The sequence below is a fragment of the Collimonas arenae genome (assembly GCF_000786695.1).
Classification (GTDB): Bacteria; Pseudomonadota; Gammaproteobacteria; order Burkholderiales; family Burkholderiaceae_D; genus Collimonas; species Collimonas arenae_A.
In genome coordinates this window covers 4908563-4922527 of the sequence record NZ_CP009962.1, presented here as the reverse complement: position 1 = coordinate 4922527, position 13965 = coordinate 4908563, and the positions used below count along the sequence as shown (strand labels likewise).

9 protein-coding genes are annotated in these 13965 nt (G+C 58.2%); 4 read left to right on the top strand and 5 right to left on the bottom strand.

The annotated features are described in order from the left end of the window. From LT85_RS21670 to LT85_RS21660, 3 genes are all read right to left on the bottom strand, one after another. Entirely contained in the window at nt 1-1416 is a 1416-nt protein-coding gene (locus tag LT85_RS21670; RefSeq protein WP_038493096.1) for a circularly permuted type 2 ATP-grasp protein, read from the bottom strand. Between the two features lie 246 nt (nt 1417-1662). Continuing rightward, nucleotides 1663-2097 carry a cupin domain-containing protein gene (locus LT85_RS21665; RefSeq protein ID WP_038493094.1) on the bottom strand — a complete coding sequence of 145 codons (435 nt, stop codon included), beginning with the start codon at nt 2095-2097 and terminating at the stop codon, nt 1663-1665. Nucleotides 2098-2124: 27 nt separating this feature from the next. Next, nucleotides 2125-2778 carry a glutathione S-transferase family protein gene (locus LT85_RS21660; protein ID WP_038493092.1) on the bottom strand — a complete coding sequence of 218 codons (654 nt, stop codon included), beginning with the start codon at nt 2776-2778 and terminating at the stop codon, nt 2125-2127. A gap of 148 nt (nt 2779-2926) precedes the next feature. Between LT85_RS21660 and LT85_RS21655 the strand changes: the two genes are divergently transcribed. From LT85_RS21655 to LT85_RS21640, 4 genes are all read left to right on the top strand, one after another. After that, nucleotides 2927-4165: a polyhydroxyalkanoate depolymerase gene (locus LT85_RS21655; RefSeq protein ID WP_038493090.1), complete on the top strand. Its 1239-nt coding sequence runs from the start codon at nt 2927-2929 to the stop codon at nt 4163-4165. Nucleotides 4166-4240: 75 nt separating this feature from the next. Further along, a complete protein-coding gene (locus LT85_RS21650) occupies nt 4241-7600 on the top strand; it encodes a DUF2126 domain-containing protein (protein WP_038493088.1) in 3360 nt (1119 codons plus the stop codon). A 118-nt stretch (nt 7601-7718) separates the two neighbouring features. Beyond that, nucleotides 7719-10271 (top strand): circularly permuted type 2 ATP-grasp protein, encoded by a 2553-nt coding sequence (locus LT85_RS21645; RefSeq protein WP_038493086.1) that lies wholly within the window; start codon nt 7719-7721, stop codon nt 10269-10271. Continuing rightward, the gene (locus LT85_RS21640; RefSeq protein ID WP_038493084.1) at nt 10271-11203 is read left to right on the top strand and encodes a transglutaminase family protein; all 933 of its coding nucleotides are present in this window, start codon (nt 10271-10273) and stop codon (nt 11201-11203) included. Before LT85_RS21645 ends, LT85_RS21640 begins: the two co-directional genes overlap by 1 nt. Before the next feature lie 455 nt (nt 11204-11658). Here the strand turns inward: LT85_RS21640 and LT85_RS21635 are convergent, their stop codons facing one another. Then, entirely contained in the window at nt 11659-13695 is a 2037-nt protein-coding gene (locus tag LT85_RS21635) for a sodium:solute symporter family protein (protein WP_038493082.1), read from the bottom strand. After that, nucleotides 13692-13958: a DUF4212 domain-containing protein gene (locus LT85_RS21630; protein WP_038493080.1), complete on the bottom strand. Its 267-nt coding sequence runs from the start codon at nt 13956-13958 to the stop codon at nt 13692-13694. The genes LT85_RS21635 and LT85_RS21630 overlap by 4 nt, the downstream gene beginning before the upstream one ends. Nucleotides 13959-13965 lie beyond the last annotated feature (7 nt).

Genomic DNA, 13965 nt, shown 5'->3' with positions numbered 1-13965 from the left:
TTATTTCTCCAGAATCCAGGTGTCTTTGGTGCCGCCGCCTTGTGACGAGTTGACCACCAGCGAGCCTTCCTTGAGGGCGACACGGGTCAGGCCGCCACGGACCAGCGAGACATTCTTGCCAGAGAGGACAAACGGTCGCAGATCGAGGTGGCGCGGCGCGATGCCGGATTCGACATAGGTAGGGCAGGCCGACAATGCCAGGGTCGGCTGGGAGATATAACCGTCCGGCTTGGCGATCACGCGCTGGCGGAAATCTTCGATTTCCTGTTTGGTCGAGGCAGGGCCGACCAGCATGCCGTAGCCGCCGGCGCCATGCACTTCCTTGACTACCAGGTCCTTGAGATTATCCAATGTGTATTGCAGATCTTCTTTCTTGCGGCATTGGAAAGTCGGCACGTTGTTGAGGATAGGCTTCTCGGATAAATAGAATTTCACCATGTCTGGCACGAACGGATATACCGATTTATCGTCGGCGACGCCGGTGCCGATGGCATTCGCCAAAGTGACGTTACCCGCCCGGTAGACCGACAACAGTCCCGGTACGCCAAGCGAGGAATCGGGACGGAAGGCCAGCGGATCGAGATAGTCATCGTCGATGCGGCGATAGATCACATCGACCCGTTTCGGCCCACGCGTGGTGCGCATGTAGACCGCGTTATCGCTGACGAACAGATCCTGTCCTTCGACCAGTTCCACGCCCATTTGCTGGGCCAGGAAAGCGTGTTCGAAGTAGGCTGAGTTGTACATGCCAGGCGTCATCACAACGACAGTCGGATCGGTGACGCCCACCGGTGCAACGGAGCGCAGGTTATCCAGCAGCATGTCGGGATAATGGTCCACCGGCGCAATCTTGTGGCGCAGGAACAACTCGGGAAACAGCCGCATCATCATCTTGCGGTTTTCCAGCATGTAGGACACGCCGGAAGGCACCCGCAGATTGTCTTCCAGTACATAGAACTCGCCCTCGCCGGCGCGGACGATATCGACCCCGGCGATGTGTGCGTAAATGTCCGACGCGACCGAAATGCCTTGCATTTCGGGGCGGTACTGGGCATTGCGGAAAATCTGTTCAGCCGGGATTACACCTGCCTTGACGATGTTCTGCTCGTGGTAGATGTCATGGATAAACATGTTGAGCGCCTTGACGCGCTGGATCAGGCCGGCTTCGAGCGTCGCCCACTCTTGCGCATGGATGATGCGCGGAATGATATCGAAGGGGATCAGGCGTTCGGTGCCGGCGTCGTTACCGTAGACGGCGAAAGTGATGCCGACCCGGCGGAAAATCAGATCGGCTTCGGCACGCTTGCGCGAGATGGTTTCAGCGGTCTGGGCTTGGAGCCAATTGGAAAATTCGTCATAGTGCGGGCGCACCGACGAGCTGCCATCGGAGTACATTTCATCGAAAAAATTTGCCATGATCTTGCTTTGCTGTGGTTTGATCGGGAACTATCAAGTAGCTATCAAGAAGCGTGCCTGTAACACGCTTTATGTTGACGATGAAGCATCGGCTTGTTCAAAGACTAACATGCGGCTACGCATCTTGAACAGGCTTGGTTTGCGGCAATGCAGCGTCAACTCTTAGCAAATTTTGCATATTTCTGGTGGCGGCCTCCGTCTCGGTTTTTATGAGTTTTTTACAGTTGCCGGGCAGCTCAATTCGTCTCATGCCCACGGCTTCGGCGCCGGTACGGCGCAGGGCGCAGGCATGTCGATGGAGGTGAACGCAGCGGGGCCAACAATTTCAAGATACTCCATGTCTTTCGAGTAGTCGAATAAAAAATGCACAATGCCGGGGCGCTGATGTACGCAGTCGCCGGCCTTGACCAGCGTTTCCTGGTCCTCGTACATGAAACGGGCCCAGCCCTTGAGCATGTAGACGATGTGGAACTCCGCCTCATGGCGATGCCAGCCGGTGCCGACTTCGGGCGCCATGTTGGCTTTCACCAGATGCGCCACCACCTTGCCGCCGGTGGCAGAAGCGATGCCAAGGTCGCGATACAGGAAGAAATCGCGCAAACCGCCGGATTCGAATTCGGTATCGCCTTCGCGTACGTGTGAAAACAGATTGGTCGGGTCTGCTTTGGTGCTTGTATCCATCGCCGCACTCCTTTCATTGAAACCAGTTCAGAATTCCACGTCCAGTTCGTTGATATCCTCCGGCTCCAGCATGGCCGCCTTGATCCATTCTTGCATTTCCGGCAGCGCAATGATGCGCTTGCAGTATGCGCTGCAAACCGAATCCAGTTTGACGTCATAAGTCATGAAACGGGTCGTTACCGGCGCATACATGGCGTCGGCGATGGAGCGCTCGCCGAAAAGGAAAGGGCCGCCATAGGTTGCCAGGCATTGCTTCCAGATAGTGGTGATGCGTTTGACGTCGGCCTCGGCGCGGGACCACACCTTGAAATCGGGAAAGTGCGCCTTGATGTTCATCGGCAGGGCGGAGCGCAGGGCGCTGAAGCCGGAATGCATCTCGCCGCAGATCGAGCGGCAATGCGCGCGCGCCGCACGGTCGGCTGGCAGCAGGCCTGCCTTGGGGCGGATCTCGTGCAAGTACTCGCCGATTGCCAAGGTATCCCACACCACGATATTGCCGTGATACAGGCAAGGTACGAGAATGGATGACGACAGCAGCAGGATTTCGGCGCGGGCGTCGGGATCGTCCGGCGAGATAATGTTTTCCTGGAATTCCAGTCCGGAAAACCGGGTCATCAGCCAGCCGCGCAAGGACCATGACGAATAGTTCTTGCTGGTGATGCTCAAGGTGGTCTTAGGCATGGCAACACTCTTTTCTTCCGTATCGGATCGAAAGGGACTTGAATTGGCAAACCGTTTCAACAAGACTGAGCAAAGGCCGTGCCAGACGCTTGGGCATGGATATTGCACCAGAGATGAAAGCCGGCATTCCAATAAATAGGGTAGTCCCATGACGAAAATTTACCAGGCATATCAGGGCTATGCGGATCTCAGCGATCCCATGCGCGTCTTGGCAGGCGCCACGGCACCAATGCTCGGCAAGATGTGGCCGCGGTGGGCTGGATGGCCGGAAAGTCTGGCGATGCGCAAGCTGGCCGCGGCATGCGAAGTGTTCTCATGCACTCAGTTGACGCACCAGCGCCCTGCATTCGGGATCAATAGCGTGGAAGATGGCGGCCGCACAGTTTCGGTGCATGAAGAGGTGGCCGATCAGACGCCATTCTGCACTTTGCTGCATTTCTGTAAGGAAACAAATGCACCGCAGCCGCGCATATTGGTGGTGGCGCCGATGTCGGGCCACTTCGCCACCTTGCTGCGTGGCACTGTCAGCACCTTGCTGCGCGATCATGACGTGTATATCACCGATTGGCACAATGCGCGCGATGTCGCTCTCAGCGACGGCCGTTTCGGCTTTGATGAATACGTTGCGCATTTGATCCGTTTTATCGAAGAAATCGGTCCCGGTACGCATCTGTTGGCGGTTTGCCAGCCGACAGTGGCGGCGCTGGTCGCTGTCTCTCTGATGGCGGCAGAAAAACATCCAGCCCAGCCGTCCAGCATGACGCTGATGGCGGGTCCGATCGATACGCGTATCAATCCGACCGCGGTCAATCATTTGGCAAAAAGCAAACCTATCGACTGGTTTGAGAAAAACCTTGTCAGTACCGTTCCCGGACGTTATGCCGGCAGCCAGCGCCTGGTCTATCCGGGCTTCCTGCAACTTACCGCATTCATGAACATGAACCTGGAGCGGCACATGAAAGCGTTCCAGAATCTGTATAACTACCTGGTCGAAGGGGAGGATGAAAAAGCCGATACCATCAAGAATTTCTATGCAGAATATTTCGCCATGTCGGACCTGGCCGCAGAGTTTTACCTGGAGACCGTGCAAAGCGTTTTCCAGGATCATGCATTGCCGCTTGGCGAAATGCAGGCATTAGGGCGTACCATAGAACCGGCGGCGATCCGCCGTACTGCTCTGTTCACTGTCGAAGGAGAGAAGGATGATATTTGCGCAGTAGGGCAAACCGTGGCGGCGCAGGATATGTGCAGCGGCATCCGGCCGTATATGAAATCGCACCACGTGCAAACCGGGGTGGGGCATTACGGTGTCTTTAACGGCCGCCGCTGGGATAATGAAATCTATCCGCGCCTGCGTGATTTCATCCATAGCCATCATCAGCAATAATTTTTCTAGCGTTCCTGGCAGCAAAGTAGCAGCATTGCTTGATCCATCGATTGTTGATTGTCGCAGAGGATATCCATGTCAATTCACGTTGCACTCAACCATCTCACCACCTACCGCTACGACAAGGCCATCAGTCTCGGCCCGCAAATCATTCGCCTGCGGCCGGCGCCGCATTGCCGTACCCGGATACTGAGCTATTCGCTGCGGATCTTGCCGCAGCCCCATTTCATCAACTGGCAGCAAGACCCGCAGGCCAATTACCTGGCGCGGCTGGTGTTTCCGGAAAAGACCACGGAATTCCAGATCGAAGTCGACCTGGTGGCCGAGATGTCGGTCCTTAATCCCTTCGATTTTTTTCTCGAACCGTATGCCGAGAAAGTGCCGTTTTCTTATGCGGCGGAATTACTGAACGAGCTGGAACCGTATCGCAAGAAATTGCCGGTGACGCCGCAGTTGCAAAAATTCCTGGATACGGTGCCGCGCGAAAAGATCCGCACCGAAGATTTCCTGGTCAACCTGAACCAGCAACTGGCGCAGCTGATCAGCTACACCATCCGTATGGAGCCGGGCGTACAAACGCCGGAACAGACGTTGGATCTGGCGTCTGGCTCCTGCCGCGATTCGTCCTGGCTGCTGGTGCAGATCCTGCGCCATCTGGGACTGGCGGCGCGCTTTGTGTCCGGCTACCTGATCCAGCTGACGGCAGACCAGAAATCGCTGGATGGTCCGTCCGGACCGCAGGCCGATTTCACCGACTTGCACGCCTGGTGCGAGGTATATCTGCCCGGCGCCGGCTGGATCGGCCTCGACCCAACTTCCGGCCTGCTGGCCGGCGAAGGTCACATTCCCCTGTCGTGTACGCCGGAACCGTCCTCGGCGGCGCCGGTCAGCGGCATGGTCGAGCCTAGCGAAGTCGAGTTCGGCCATGCCATGAGCGTGCGCCGCATCTATGAATCTCCACGCGTCACCAAGCCCTACAGCGAACAGCAATGGGAGCAGATCGAAGAACTCGGCCACGCCATCGACGACGACCTGGACGCGCTCGATGTACGCCTGACCATGGGCGGGGAACCGACTTTCGTGGCGCTTGACGATCCCGAGGGCGACGAATGGAATACCGCCGCCATGGGCCCGACCAAGAAGCCGTTGGCGGCGCAGCTCTATCATCGCCTGCGCGCACAATATGCGGCGCAAGGTTTGCCGCATTTCGGCCAGGGCAAGTGGTATCCGGGTGAGCAGTTGCCGCGTTGGGCCCTGAACTGTTACTGGCGTGCAGACGGTGAGCCGATCTGGAATGCGCCGGCGCTGATTGCCGATGAAACCAAGAAACAGGCAACGGACGAGGACATCGCCGAACGGTTCTTGTACGGCGTCGCTTCGCGTCTGACATTGGAACGGCAGCACATCTTTGCAGCCTACGAAGATATTTATTACTACCTGTGGCGCGAGCGCCGGCTGGCGATCAATGTCGATCCCTCCGATGCGCGGTTGGACGACAAGCAAGAGCGGGCAAGGCTGGCACGGGTATTTTCGCAAGGCCTGCGCAAAATCGCCGGTTATATCTTGCCGCTGGCCCGCACTGCGGATGAAAAGGCATGGCAGAGCGGCAACTGGTATTTACGCGGCGACCACTGTTATCTGCTGCCCGGCGATTCGCCGCTAGGCTATCGCTTGCCGCTGGATTCGCAGCCTTGGGTCAAGGCTGGCGACTATCCGTATGTGCACCAACCCGACCCGACGCAGAAATTCGAGCCGCTGCCGCCGGCACGGCAATTGCGGCAGAAGCTGGCGACCCCGGCTGCCGCCAAAAGCGTAGCGGCAGTAGTCGATGCGCCGAAATACAGCACCGCGTTCAGCAGCGACGCCAGCGGTCCGGCCAGGCTCACCAGCATCCCGGCGCCATCCGAGTCGGCGGCCCATATCACCCGCACCGCCTTGTGCGCCGAAGTGCGCAATGGCGTGCTCTACTTGTTCATGCCGCCGCTGGCGCGCCTCGACGATTACCTGGAGCTGGTGGCGGCGATCGAAGCCACGGCCGAAGTCTTGCAGCAGCCGGTGTTACTGGAAGGCTATGAACCACCGGGCGATCCGCGGCTGAAGAAGTTCAGCGTGACGCCGGATCCGGGTGTGATCGAGGTCAACGTCCAGCCGATGCACAGCTGGAGCGAACTGGTCGCCAACACCACGTTCTTGTACGATGCGGCGCGCGAAACCCGTTTGACCACCGAGAAATTCATGCTCGACGGCCATCACTCCGGCACCGGCGGCGGCAACCATCTGGTGCTGGGCGGCGCCACCACCGGCGATTCTCCGTTCCTGCGTCGTCCCGATCTGCTGCGCAGCCTGATCAGCTATTGGAACAACCATCCGGCGCTGTCCTACCTGTTTTCCGGCATGTTCATCGGCCCCACGTCGCAAGCCCCGCGCGTCGATGAAGCCCGCAACGATTCAGTGGTCGAGCTGGAACTGGCTTTCACTGAAATGGAAAAGCAGATTGCCAAGGAGAATTGTGCACCTTGGCTGGTGGACCGGTTGTTGCGCAATCTGCTGATCGATGTCACCGGCAATACGCACCGCGCGGAGTTCTGCATCGACAAGCTGTACTCGCCGGACAGCAGCACCGGCCGCCTCGGCTTGCTGGAGCTGCGCGCCTTTGAAATGCCGCCGCATGCGCGCATGAGCCTGACCCAGCAACTGCTGTTGCGGGCGCTGGTGGCGCGCTTCTGGAAGACTCCCTACAAGCCGCCGCGCCTGGTACGCTGGGGCACGGAGCTGCATGACCGCTTCCTGCTGCCGCATTTTATCTGGCAGGATTTCTGCGACGTCATGGATGACATGCAGCAAGCCGGCTATGCCCTCAAGCCAGAATGGTTTGCACCGCATTTCGAATTCCGTTTTCCCAAGATTGGCGACTACGCAGTCAATGGCATCGCGCTCGAACTGCGCACGGCGCTGGAGCCGTGGCATGTGCTGGGTGAGGAAAGCCGTTCGGGCGGCACCGCCCGCTACGTCGACTCCTCGCTGGAACGGGTACAGGTGAAGGTGAGCGGCATGGCCCCCGATCGTTACGTGCTGACCTGCAACGGCGTCGCCGTGCCGCTGCAGCCGACCGGCAAGGTTGGCGAGTTCGTCAGCGGCATCCGCTATCGTGCCTGGCAGCCGCCATCCGCGCTGCATCCGACCATCGGCATCGATTCGCCGCTGACTTTCGACCTGGTCGATACCTGGAACGGCCGCAGCCTGGGCGGTTGCCAGTATCACGTGGTGCATCCCGGCGGGCGCAGCTACGATACCTTCCCGGTGAATGCCTTCGAGGCCGAAAGCCGTCGCCTGGGGCGTTATTTCCGCCTCAACCACACGCCGGGAACGATGCAGGTAAAGCCGCCGGTAACGTCCGTCGAGTTCCCATTTACGTTAGACTTACGTCACTTCTGACCAACCTCGCTGATTGGTGGTTTTAAAAACTGCAGGGCAACTTGTTTTCGGTTGCTCTGCCCTTTATTACCCGCAGCAGGTTGTCTACAACCAATAAAAGTGACGCAAGCGATCAATCATGTACCGGCGTTTACTCGAAAGTTATCCTGCTGAAGCCGATCGTTACGACGAGATGCTTGAGGCCGGCGGCCGCTTGCGGCCGCACTGGCGGACCTTGATCGACCAGCTGGAAGACCTGTCGCCGGAAATCCTGCGGCGTCGTGCACGCGAAGTGCGCGAAGCCATCGCCGCCGACGGCGTTACCTACAACGTATATGCCGATCCGCAAGGCGCCAACCGGCCTTGGGAGCTGGATTTGCTGCCGCAGATCATTTCTGCGGAAGAATGGCAAACGCTGTCAGCCGCCGTCACCCAGCGCGCACGTTTGCTCAATGCTGTGCTGGCTGATCTGTACGGACCGCAGACCCTGCTGTCGGAAGGCCTGTTGCCGCCGGCCCTGGTATTCGGCCAACATGGCTATCTGTGGCCTTGCCGAGGCATTGAGCCACCGGGAGGAATTCATCTGCACCTGTACGCGATCGATCTGGCGCGTTCGCCGGATGGTCACTGGTGGGTCATGTCGGACCGCACTCAGGGACCTTCAGGCGCCGGCTATGCCTTGCAAAACCGCCAGATCATGTCGCGGGCGATGCCGGATACGGTACGCGACATGCATGTGCAATCGCTGCTGAAATTTTTCCATACCTTGCATAACAGCCTGAGCGAACTGGCGGCAACCGACGGCGAACCGCCGCTGGTCGTGCTGCTGACCCCAGGGCCATATAACGAAACCTATTCCGAACACGCATTCCTGGCGCATACGCTCGGTTTTCCGCTGGTGGAAGGGGCGGATTTGATGGTGCGCGGGGATATGGTTTACCTGAAGACCCTGAGCGGTTTGCGTCGGGTGCATGCGATCCTGCGGCGGCTGGATGACGACTATTGCGATCCGCTGGAATTGCGTGCCGATTCTGCGCTCGGCATTCCCGGCCTGGTGCAAGCCGCCCGTCTCGGCAATGTGCTGATCGCCAATTCACTCGGCAGCGGCGTGCTGGAGTCCGGCGCCTTGCATGGTTTCCTGCCAGCCATCAGCGAACGTCTGCTGGGCCAGCCACTGGCTTTGCCGGCGGTGGCTTCCTGGTGGTGCGGCGAAAAGCCCGCGCTCGAATACACCTTGGCCAATCTTGAGCAGCTGGTGATCATGCCTGCTTTTCCTTCCATGCGGATGCAGCCGATCTATGGCCATAGCCTGAATGCCCAATCGCGCCAGCGTGTGATTGAAAGCCTGCTGGCGCAGCCGCACGCGTATGTGGCGCAGGAGTGGGTGCGTTTGTCGCAAGCTCCTGTGTTGTCGCGCAGCGGCGAATATCGCTTGATGAGCCGCGCCATCAGCTTGCGAGTATTCGTAGTAGCCGCCGCCGATGGCAGTTATCACGTGATGCCGGGTGGCCTGACGCGGGTTGCGCCACGCCAGCGTAAAGATATCGTCTCGATGCAGCAGGGCGGCGCCAGCAAGGATGTCTGGGTACTCGGCCAGATGCGTCCGGAAACTGCCGATGCCAATACGGTGCAAGTAAGTGCGCTGGATGATCAGGATGGTCGGCAACGCATCTTGCATACCTCACTCGATACGATTCGCAGCACGGTGGATATTTCTTCGCATGCTGGTGAAAACCTGTTCTGGATGGGCCGCTATGCCGAGCGTTGCGATAACCTGGCGCATTTGCTGCGCGCCACCTTGCAACGCAGCACCGACGTGCAGGGCGAAGCGCGTGAGAATTTCTATCTGCTGTGCGAGATTTGCCGCGGGCTCGGGATTGCGTTGCCAGCATTGCCGGCAACGGTGCGGCCGACCGTCAGCGTCCTGCAGCAGGCCTTGATGGCGGCGATTACCGATCCGACGGCGGCCACGAGTATTGCCGGCAATCTGCGCCATTTGCATCATTGCGGTTACCAGGTACGCGAACATCTTTCGCTCGATAACTGGCATGCGATCAATCGCATGCCGGGCCTGGTGACGGACAGCGGTGGCGTGGGCGGCATGGCGCAGGCGCAGAACATGCTCAATAATGTGATCCAAGCCTGTGTCGGCCTGGCTGGCCATGCACTGGACGACACTACCCGCGATGAAGGCTGGCATTTCCTGATGCTGGGACGGCATATTGAACGCATGACGCATCTGGCGACATTGTTTGGGCAATTCTTGCGGCTGCCGGCGGAATCGCAAAACAAGATCTTGCCGTGGCTGCTGGAGTCGGCCAATAGCGTGGTGACTTACCGGGTGCGCTACCGGCGTACGCCTGAGTGGTTGCAGGTACTGCATCTGTTGGTGTTCGACGTCAGCAACCCGCACGGGATAGCATTCCAGTTCCAGATGCTGGAGCGCTATCTGAGCGATATAGGCGAACAGTTGGGGACGCTCAGCATGAATACGCCCGCACATCTGTCTGCATTGCTGCGCGAATTCGAATTGCAGGACCTCAGTCATGACTCCTTGTTTGTGGCGGATGCCCATGCGCGCCTGGTGCAATTGATGCGCGACGCGATCACAGGAGCGTTCGCCTTATCGGATGAACTGGCGCGGCATTTCTTCACGCCTTTGAACGCACCGGTCAGCCAGGGGGTGTCGTAATGAGCGACTACGTTTATCACATCCGTCACGATACGCATTATGCGTACTCATTGCCTGTGCGGCTGTCGCACCAGATGCTGCGGCTGACGCCGCGTTCGCTGCCTTGGCAAATCTGTACTTCGCACGGTATCGGCATCACGCCGGAGCCGCAGAATTTGCGCTTGCTGCTGGATAGTTTCGGTAATCCCATGCAGTCGTTTTCCTTGGAGAGCGACCATGTCGATTTGCGCGCTGTTGCCGAGTCCTGGGTGACTTTGACGCAGCGGCTGTTGTCGCCAATGACGCCGCCTTGGGAGCTGGCGCGCGCCAAGCTGTCATATCAGGCTGGGCAGTACTTGTTGCCGGATGATCTGGAAGCTACGCGTTATTTGTTTGAGTCGGCGCATGTGCGCATCAAACGTGAATTTCTGGCGTATGCCATGGAGTCGTTTACGCCGGGCTTGTCTTTGCTGGACGGTATCCAGAGGTTGATGGCGCGTATTTTCTGCGAATTTACTTTTGATCCATTGGCTACTACGGTATCGACGCCGGTGACGGAAGTGTTCGCTACTCAACGTGGGGTTTGTCAGGATTTTGCGCACTTCATGTTGTCTTGTTTGCGGTCTTTGGGGTTGGCGGCGCGGTATGTCAGTGGTTATTTGCTGACTGAGCCGCCGCCGGGACAGCCTCGGCTGATCGGGGCGGATGCGTCGCATGCTTGGGTGTCGGTGTATTGTCCGGGGTTTGATGGTCAGGCTAGTTGCTGGATTGATGCGGATCCGACTAATGGGATTTTTCCGGATACCAGTCATATCACGTTGGGGTGGGGGCGTGATTTTCTTGATGTGTCGCCGTTGCGGGGGGTCTTGATTGGTGGGGGGCAGCAGACCATGGATGTTGCTGTTACGGTCATGCCGGCGCATGAAGCGCCAGGTTTCGGATTCGCAGTTTGAGCAGTAGTTAAATGGGGTCAGAGTTTTTTTTCGCGTTCTTTGCGAAAATTACTCTGACCCCTTTTAACGGGCCACGGAGTACGTGCAGGGGCATCCGACTAGACGCCTCTCCTTGCTTAAAACGTTTGCTACTCCGTGGATGCAAGCCGGGGGTAGCCCGGCAGCTAGTCACTTTTTCTTGCTTCGCCAAGAAAAAGTAACCAAAAAGAAGGCGACCGCAAAGCCCTTGCCTTCCCTTCGGTCAGGTCCCCAAAAGAGGTGTGTGGCAGTCGGGTGAGGCACAAACTCGCTTCGCTCAGACATGTGCCCCACAATTCCCGACTGGCACGCACCTCTTTTGGCAAGTTCTCAATGCGGGGTACTTCAAAAACAACCGCAACTTCAAAAGCAACCGCAACTTCAAAAGCAACCGCAACTTCAAAAGCAACCCCAACTTCAAAAACAACGTCAACTGCCTACGGTGCGCGGATTTGGTTTACTAGGGTTAGTGCGCGCGGGTCGGGTGGGGGCGTCAACAGGCTGACTACAATCAAGGCTAGTAAGCCGGCGGGTACGCCGAACACGCCGGCTGCCATGGGGGCGATGTGGAACCATTGGCCGCTGGCTGATCCACCCAGCGCCGGATAGGTATGCAGCATGTAGTACACGCAGGTGGCGAAGCCGACCACGATGGCGGCCATCGCGCCTTCCTGGTTGCCGCGCTTCCAGAATACGCCTAGTGCCAGCACGGGAAACAGCGCGGATGCGGCTAGCGAAAAGGCGGCGCCTACCATCGACAGGATATCGCCGGGTTTCAACGATGCGGTGTAGGCCGCCAGCAGCGCTACGACCAGCAGTAGCAACTTGGATACGGTTACCCGTTTGGCGGTCGATGCTTGCGGGTCGATCATTTTGTAATAAACATCGTGCGACAGGGCGTTGGAAATCGTCAGCAGCAAACCGTCTGCGGTAGAGAGTGCTGCCGCCAGGCCGCCGGCGGCGACCAGGCCGGAGATGTAGTACGGCAATTTGGCGATCTCTGGCGTCGCCAGGACGATGATGTCGCCGTCCAGCACGATTTCCGAGAGTTGCACGATGCCGTCGTGGTTGATGTCAGTAATGCTGACCAGCGGATGGGCCTTGTCGATATTGGCCCAGTACGAGACCCATTCCGGCAGGTGCGAGTAGTCGGAGCCGACCAGCGAGGTGTAGATATAGTATTTCACCAGCACCGCCAGCGCCGGTACCGTCAGGTAAATCAGCAGGATAAAAAACAAGGTCCAGAATATCGATTTGCGGGTTTCCTGCACCGATGGCGTGGTGTAGTAGCGCATCAGGATATGCGGCAGGGCGGCCGTACCAAGCATCAGGCAAAACACCAGGGCCAGGAAATTGTTGCGTTTGATGTCGGAGGCTTCCGGGCTGCTGGCGGCAAACGGCGTGGCCTGTGGAATCGGCGGCTCGGCGCGGGCCAGATAATTTTCCTTCTCTTGCTGCCAGATACGCTCGGCCTCCTCGGGAGTTTTAGGATAGTTGTTGAGAGCACGGCTGGCGGCGCGGATGTCGATCAGCGAGCCGTTGTTGCGTTTGAGTTTTTCCAGGTATTGCTGCGCTTCTATGCGGCCCTGTTCCCAAGAGGTCGGCAGATTGTGCAGACGGACATCATAGGCCTCAGCTCTGGCTTTGAAGATGGTCCGCACCTGCATTTCTTTCGGATCGACATCGAAATTTTTTTCGATATCGGCAATCTGCGTCAGCACGGAACCGTAGGAAATTTGCGCCACCGGGTTGTGTGTATGCTGGGCCGATAGCCAGATAACCGGAATCAGGTAGGCGAACAGGATGATGATGTATTGCGCCACCTGGGTCCAGGTAATGGCGCGCATGCCGCCCAGGAAAGAACACACCAGGATACTGGCCAGGCCGAGAAAAATGCCGACTGAAAAATCGACGCCGGTAAAACGCGAAGCGATCAGGCCGACGCCATAGATTTGCGCCACCACGTAAATGAAGGAAATCAGTATGGTGGCGATCACGGCGAGAATCCGCACCGGATTGCTGCTGGTGCGGCCGCGGTAGCGGGCCGCCAGGAAATCCGGAATGGTGTACTGGCCGAATTTGCGCAGATACGGTGCGATCAGCAAGGCTACCAGGCAGTAGCCGCCAGTCCAGCCGATGATGTAGGCGAGGCCGTCAAAACCCTGCAGATACAGGCCGCCGGCGAGGCTGATGAAGGTGGCTGCGGAAATCCAGTCGGCGGCCGTTGCCATGCCGTTGAACAGTCCCGGCACGCGGCGTCCGGCGACATAGTATTCGGATACTTCGGAAGTGCGGCTCATGATGCCGATGCCTGCGTACAGCACCACGGTGGCGAACATGAATAAATAGCCGATCCAGGTGCGCGGCAAACCTTCCTGCTCCAGGATCGCCAGCACCAGCAACAAGGCGACGAAGCCTCCGGTATACCAGCTGTAGTAGCGCACCAGTCGCCAGAAGAAAGATTTATCGTTCATCGATTGTCGCTTTGCACATCGTCTTGATGGCGACGGTCGATTTTCCGCATTTGCCAGGTGTACACCGCGACGATCAGAAGATAAGCCAGCGCCAGTCCCTGTGCGGCCATGTAAAAAGATAGCGGCCAGCCGAAAAAGGTCATGTTTGCCATTTCACGAGCAAAGAAGATGACGCCGAAGGTCAGGCCGAACCAGGCCAGCAATAAAACCAGGGTCAGTCGTCTGGTGCTACGCCAATGGGAGGGAGGGTGGGGTGTGAACATGAGGTTG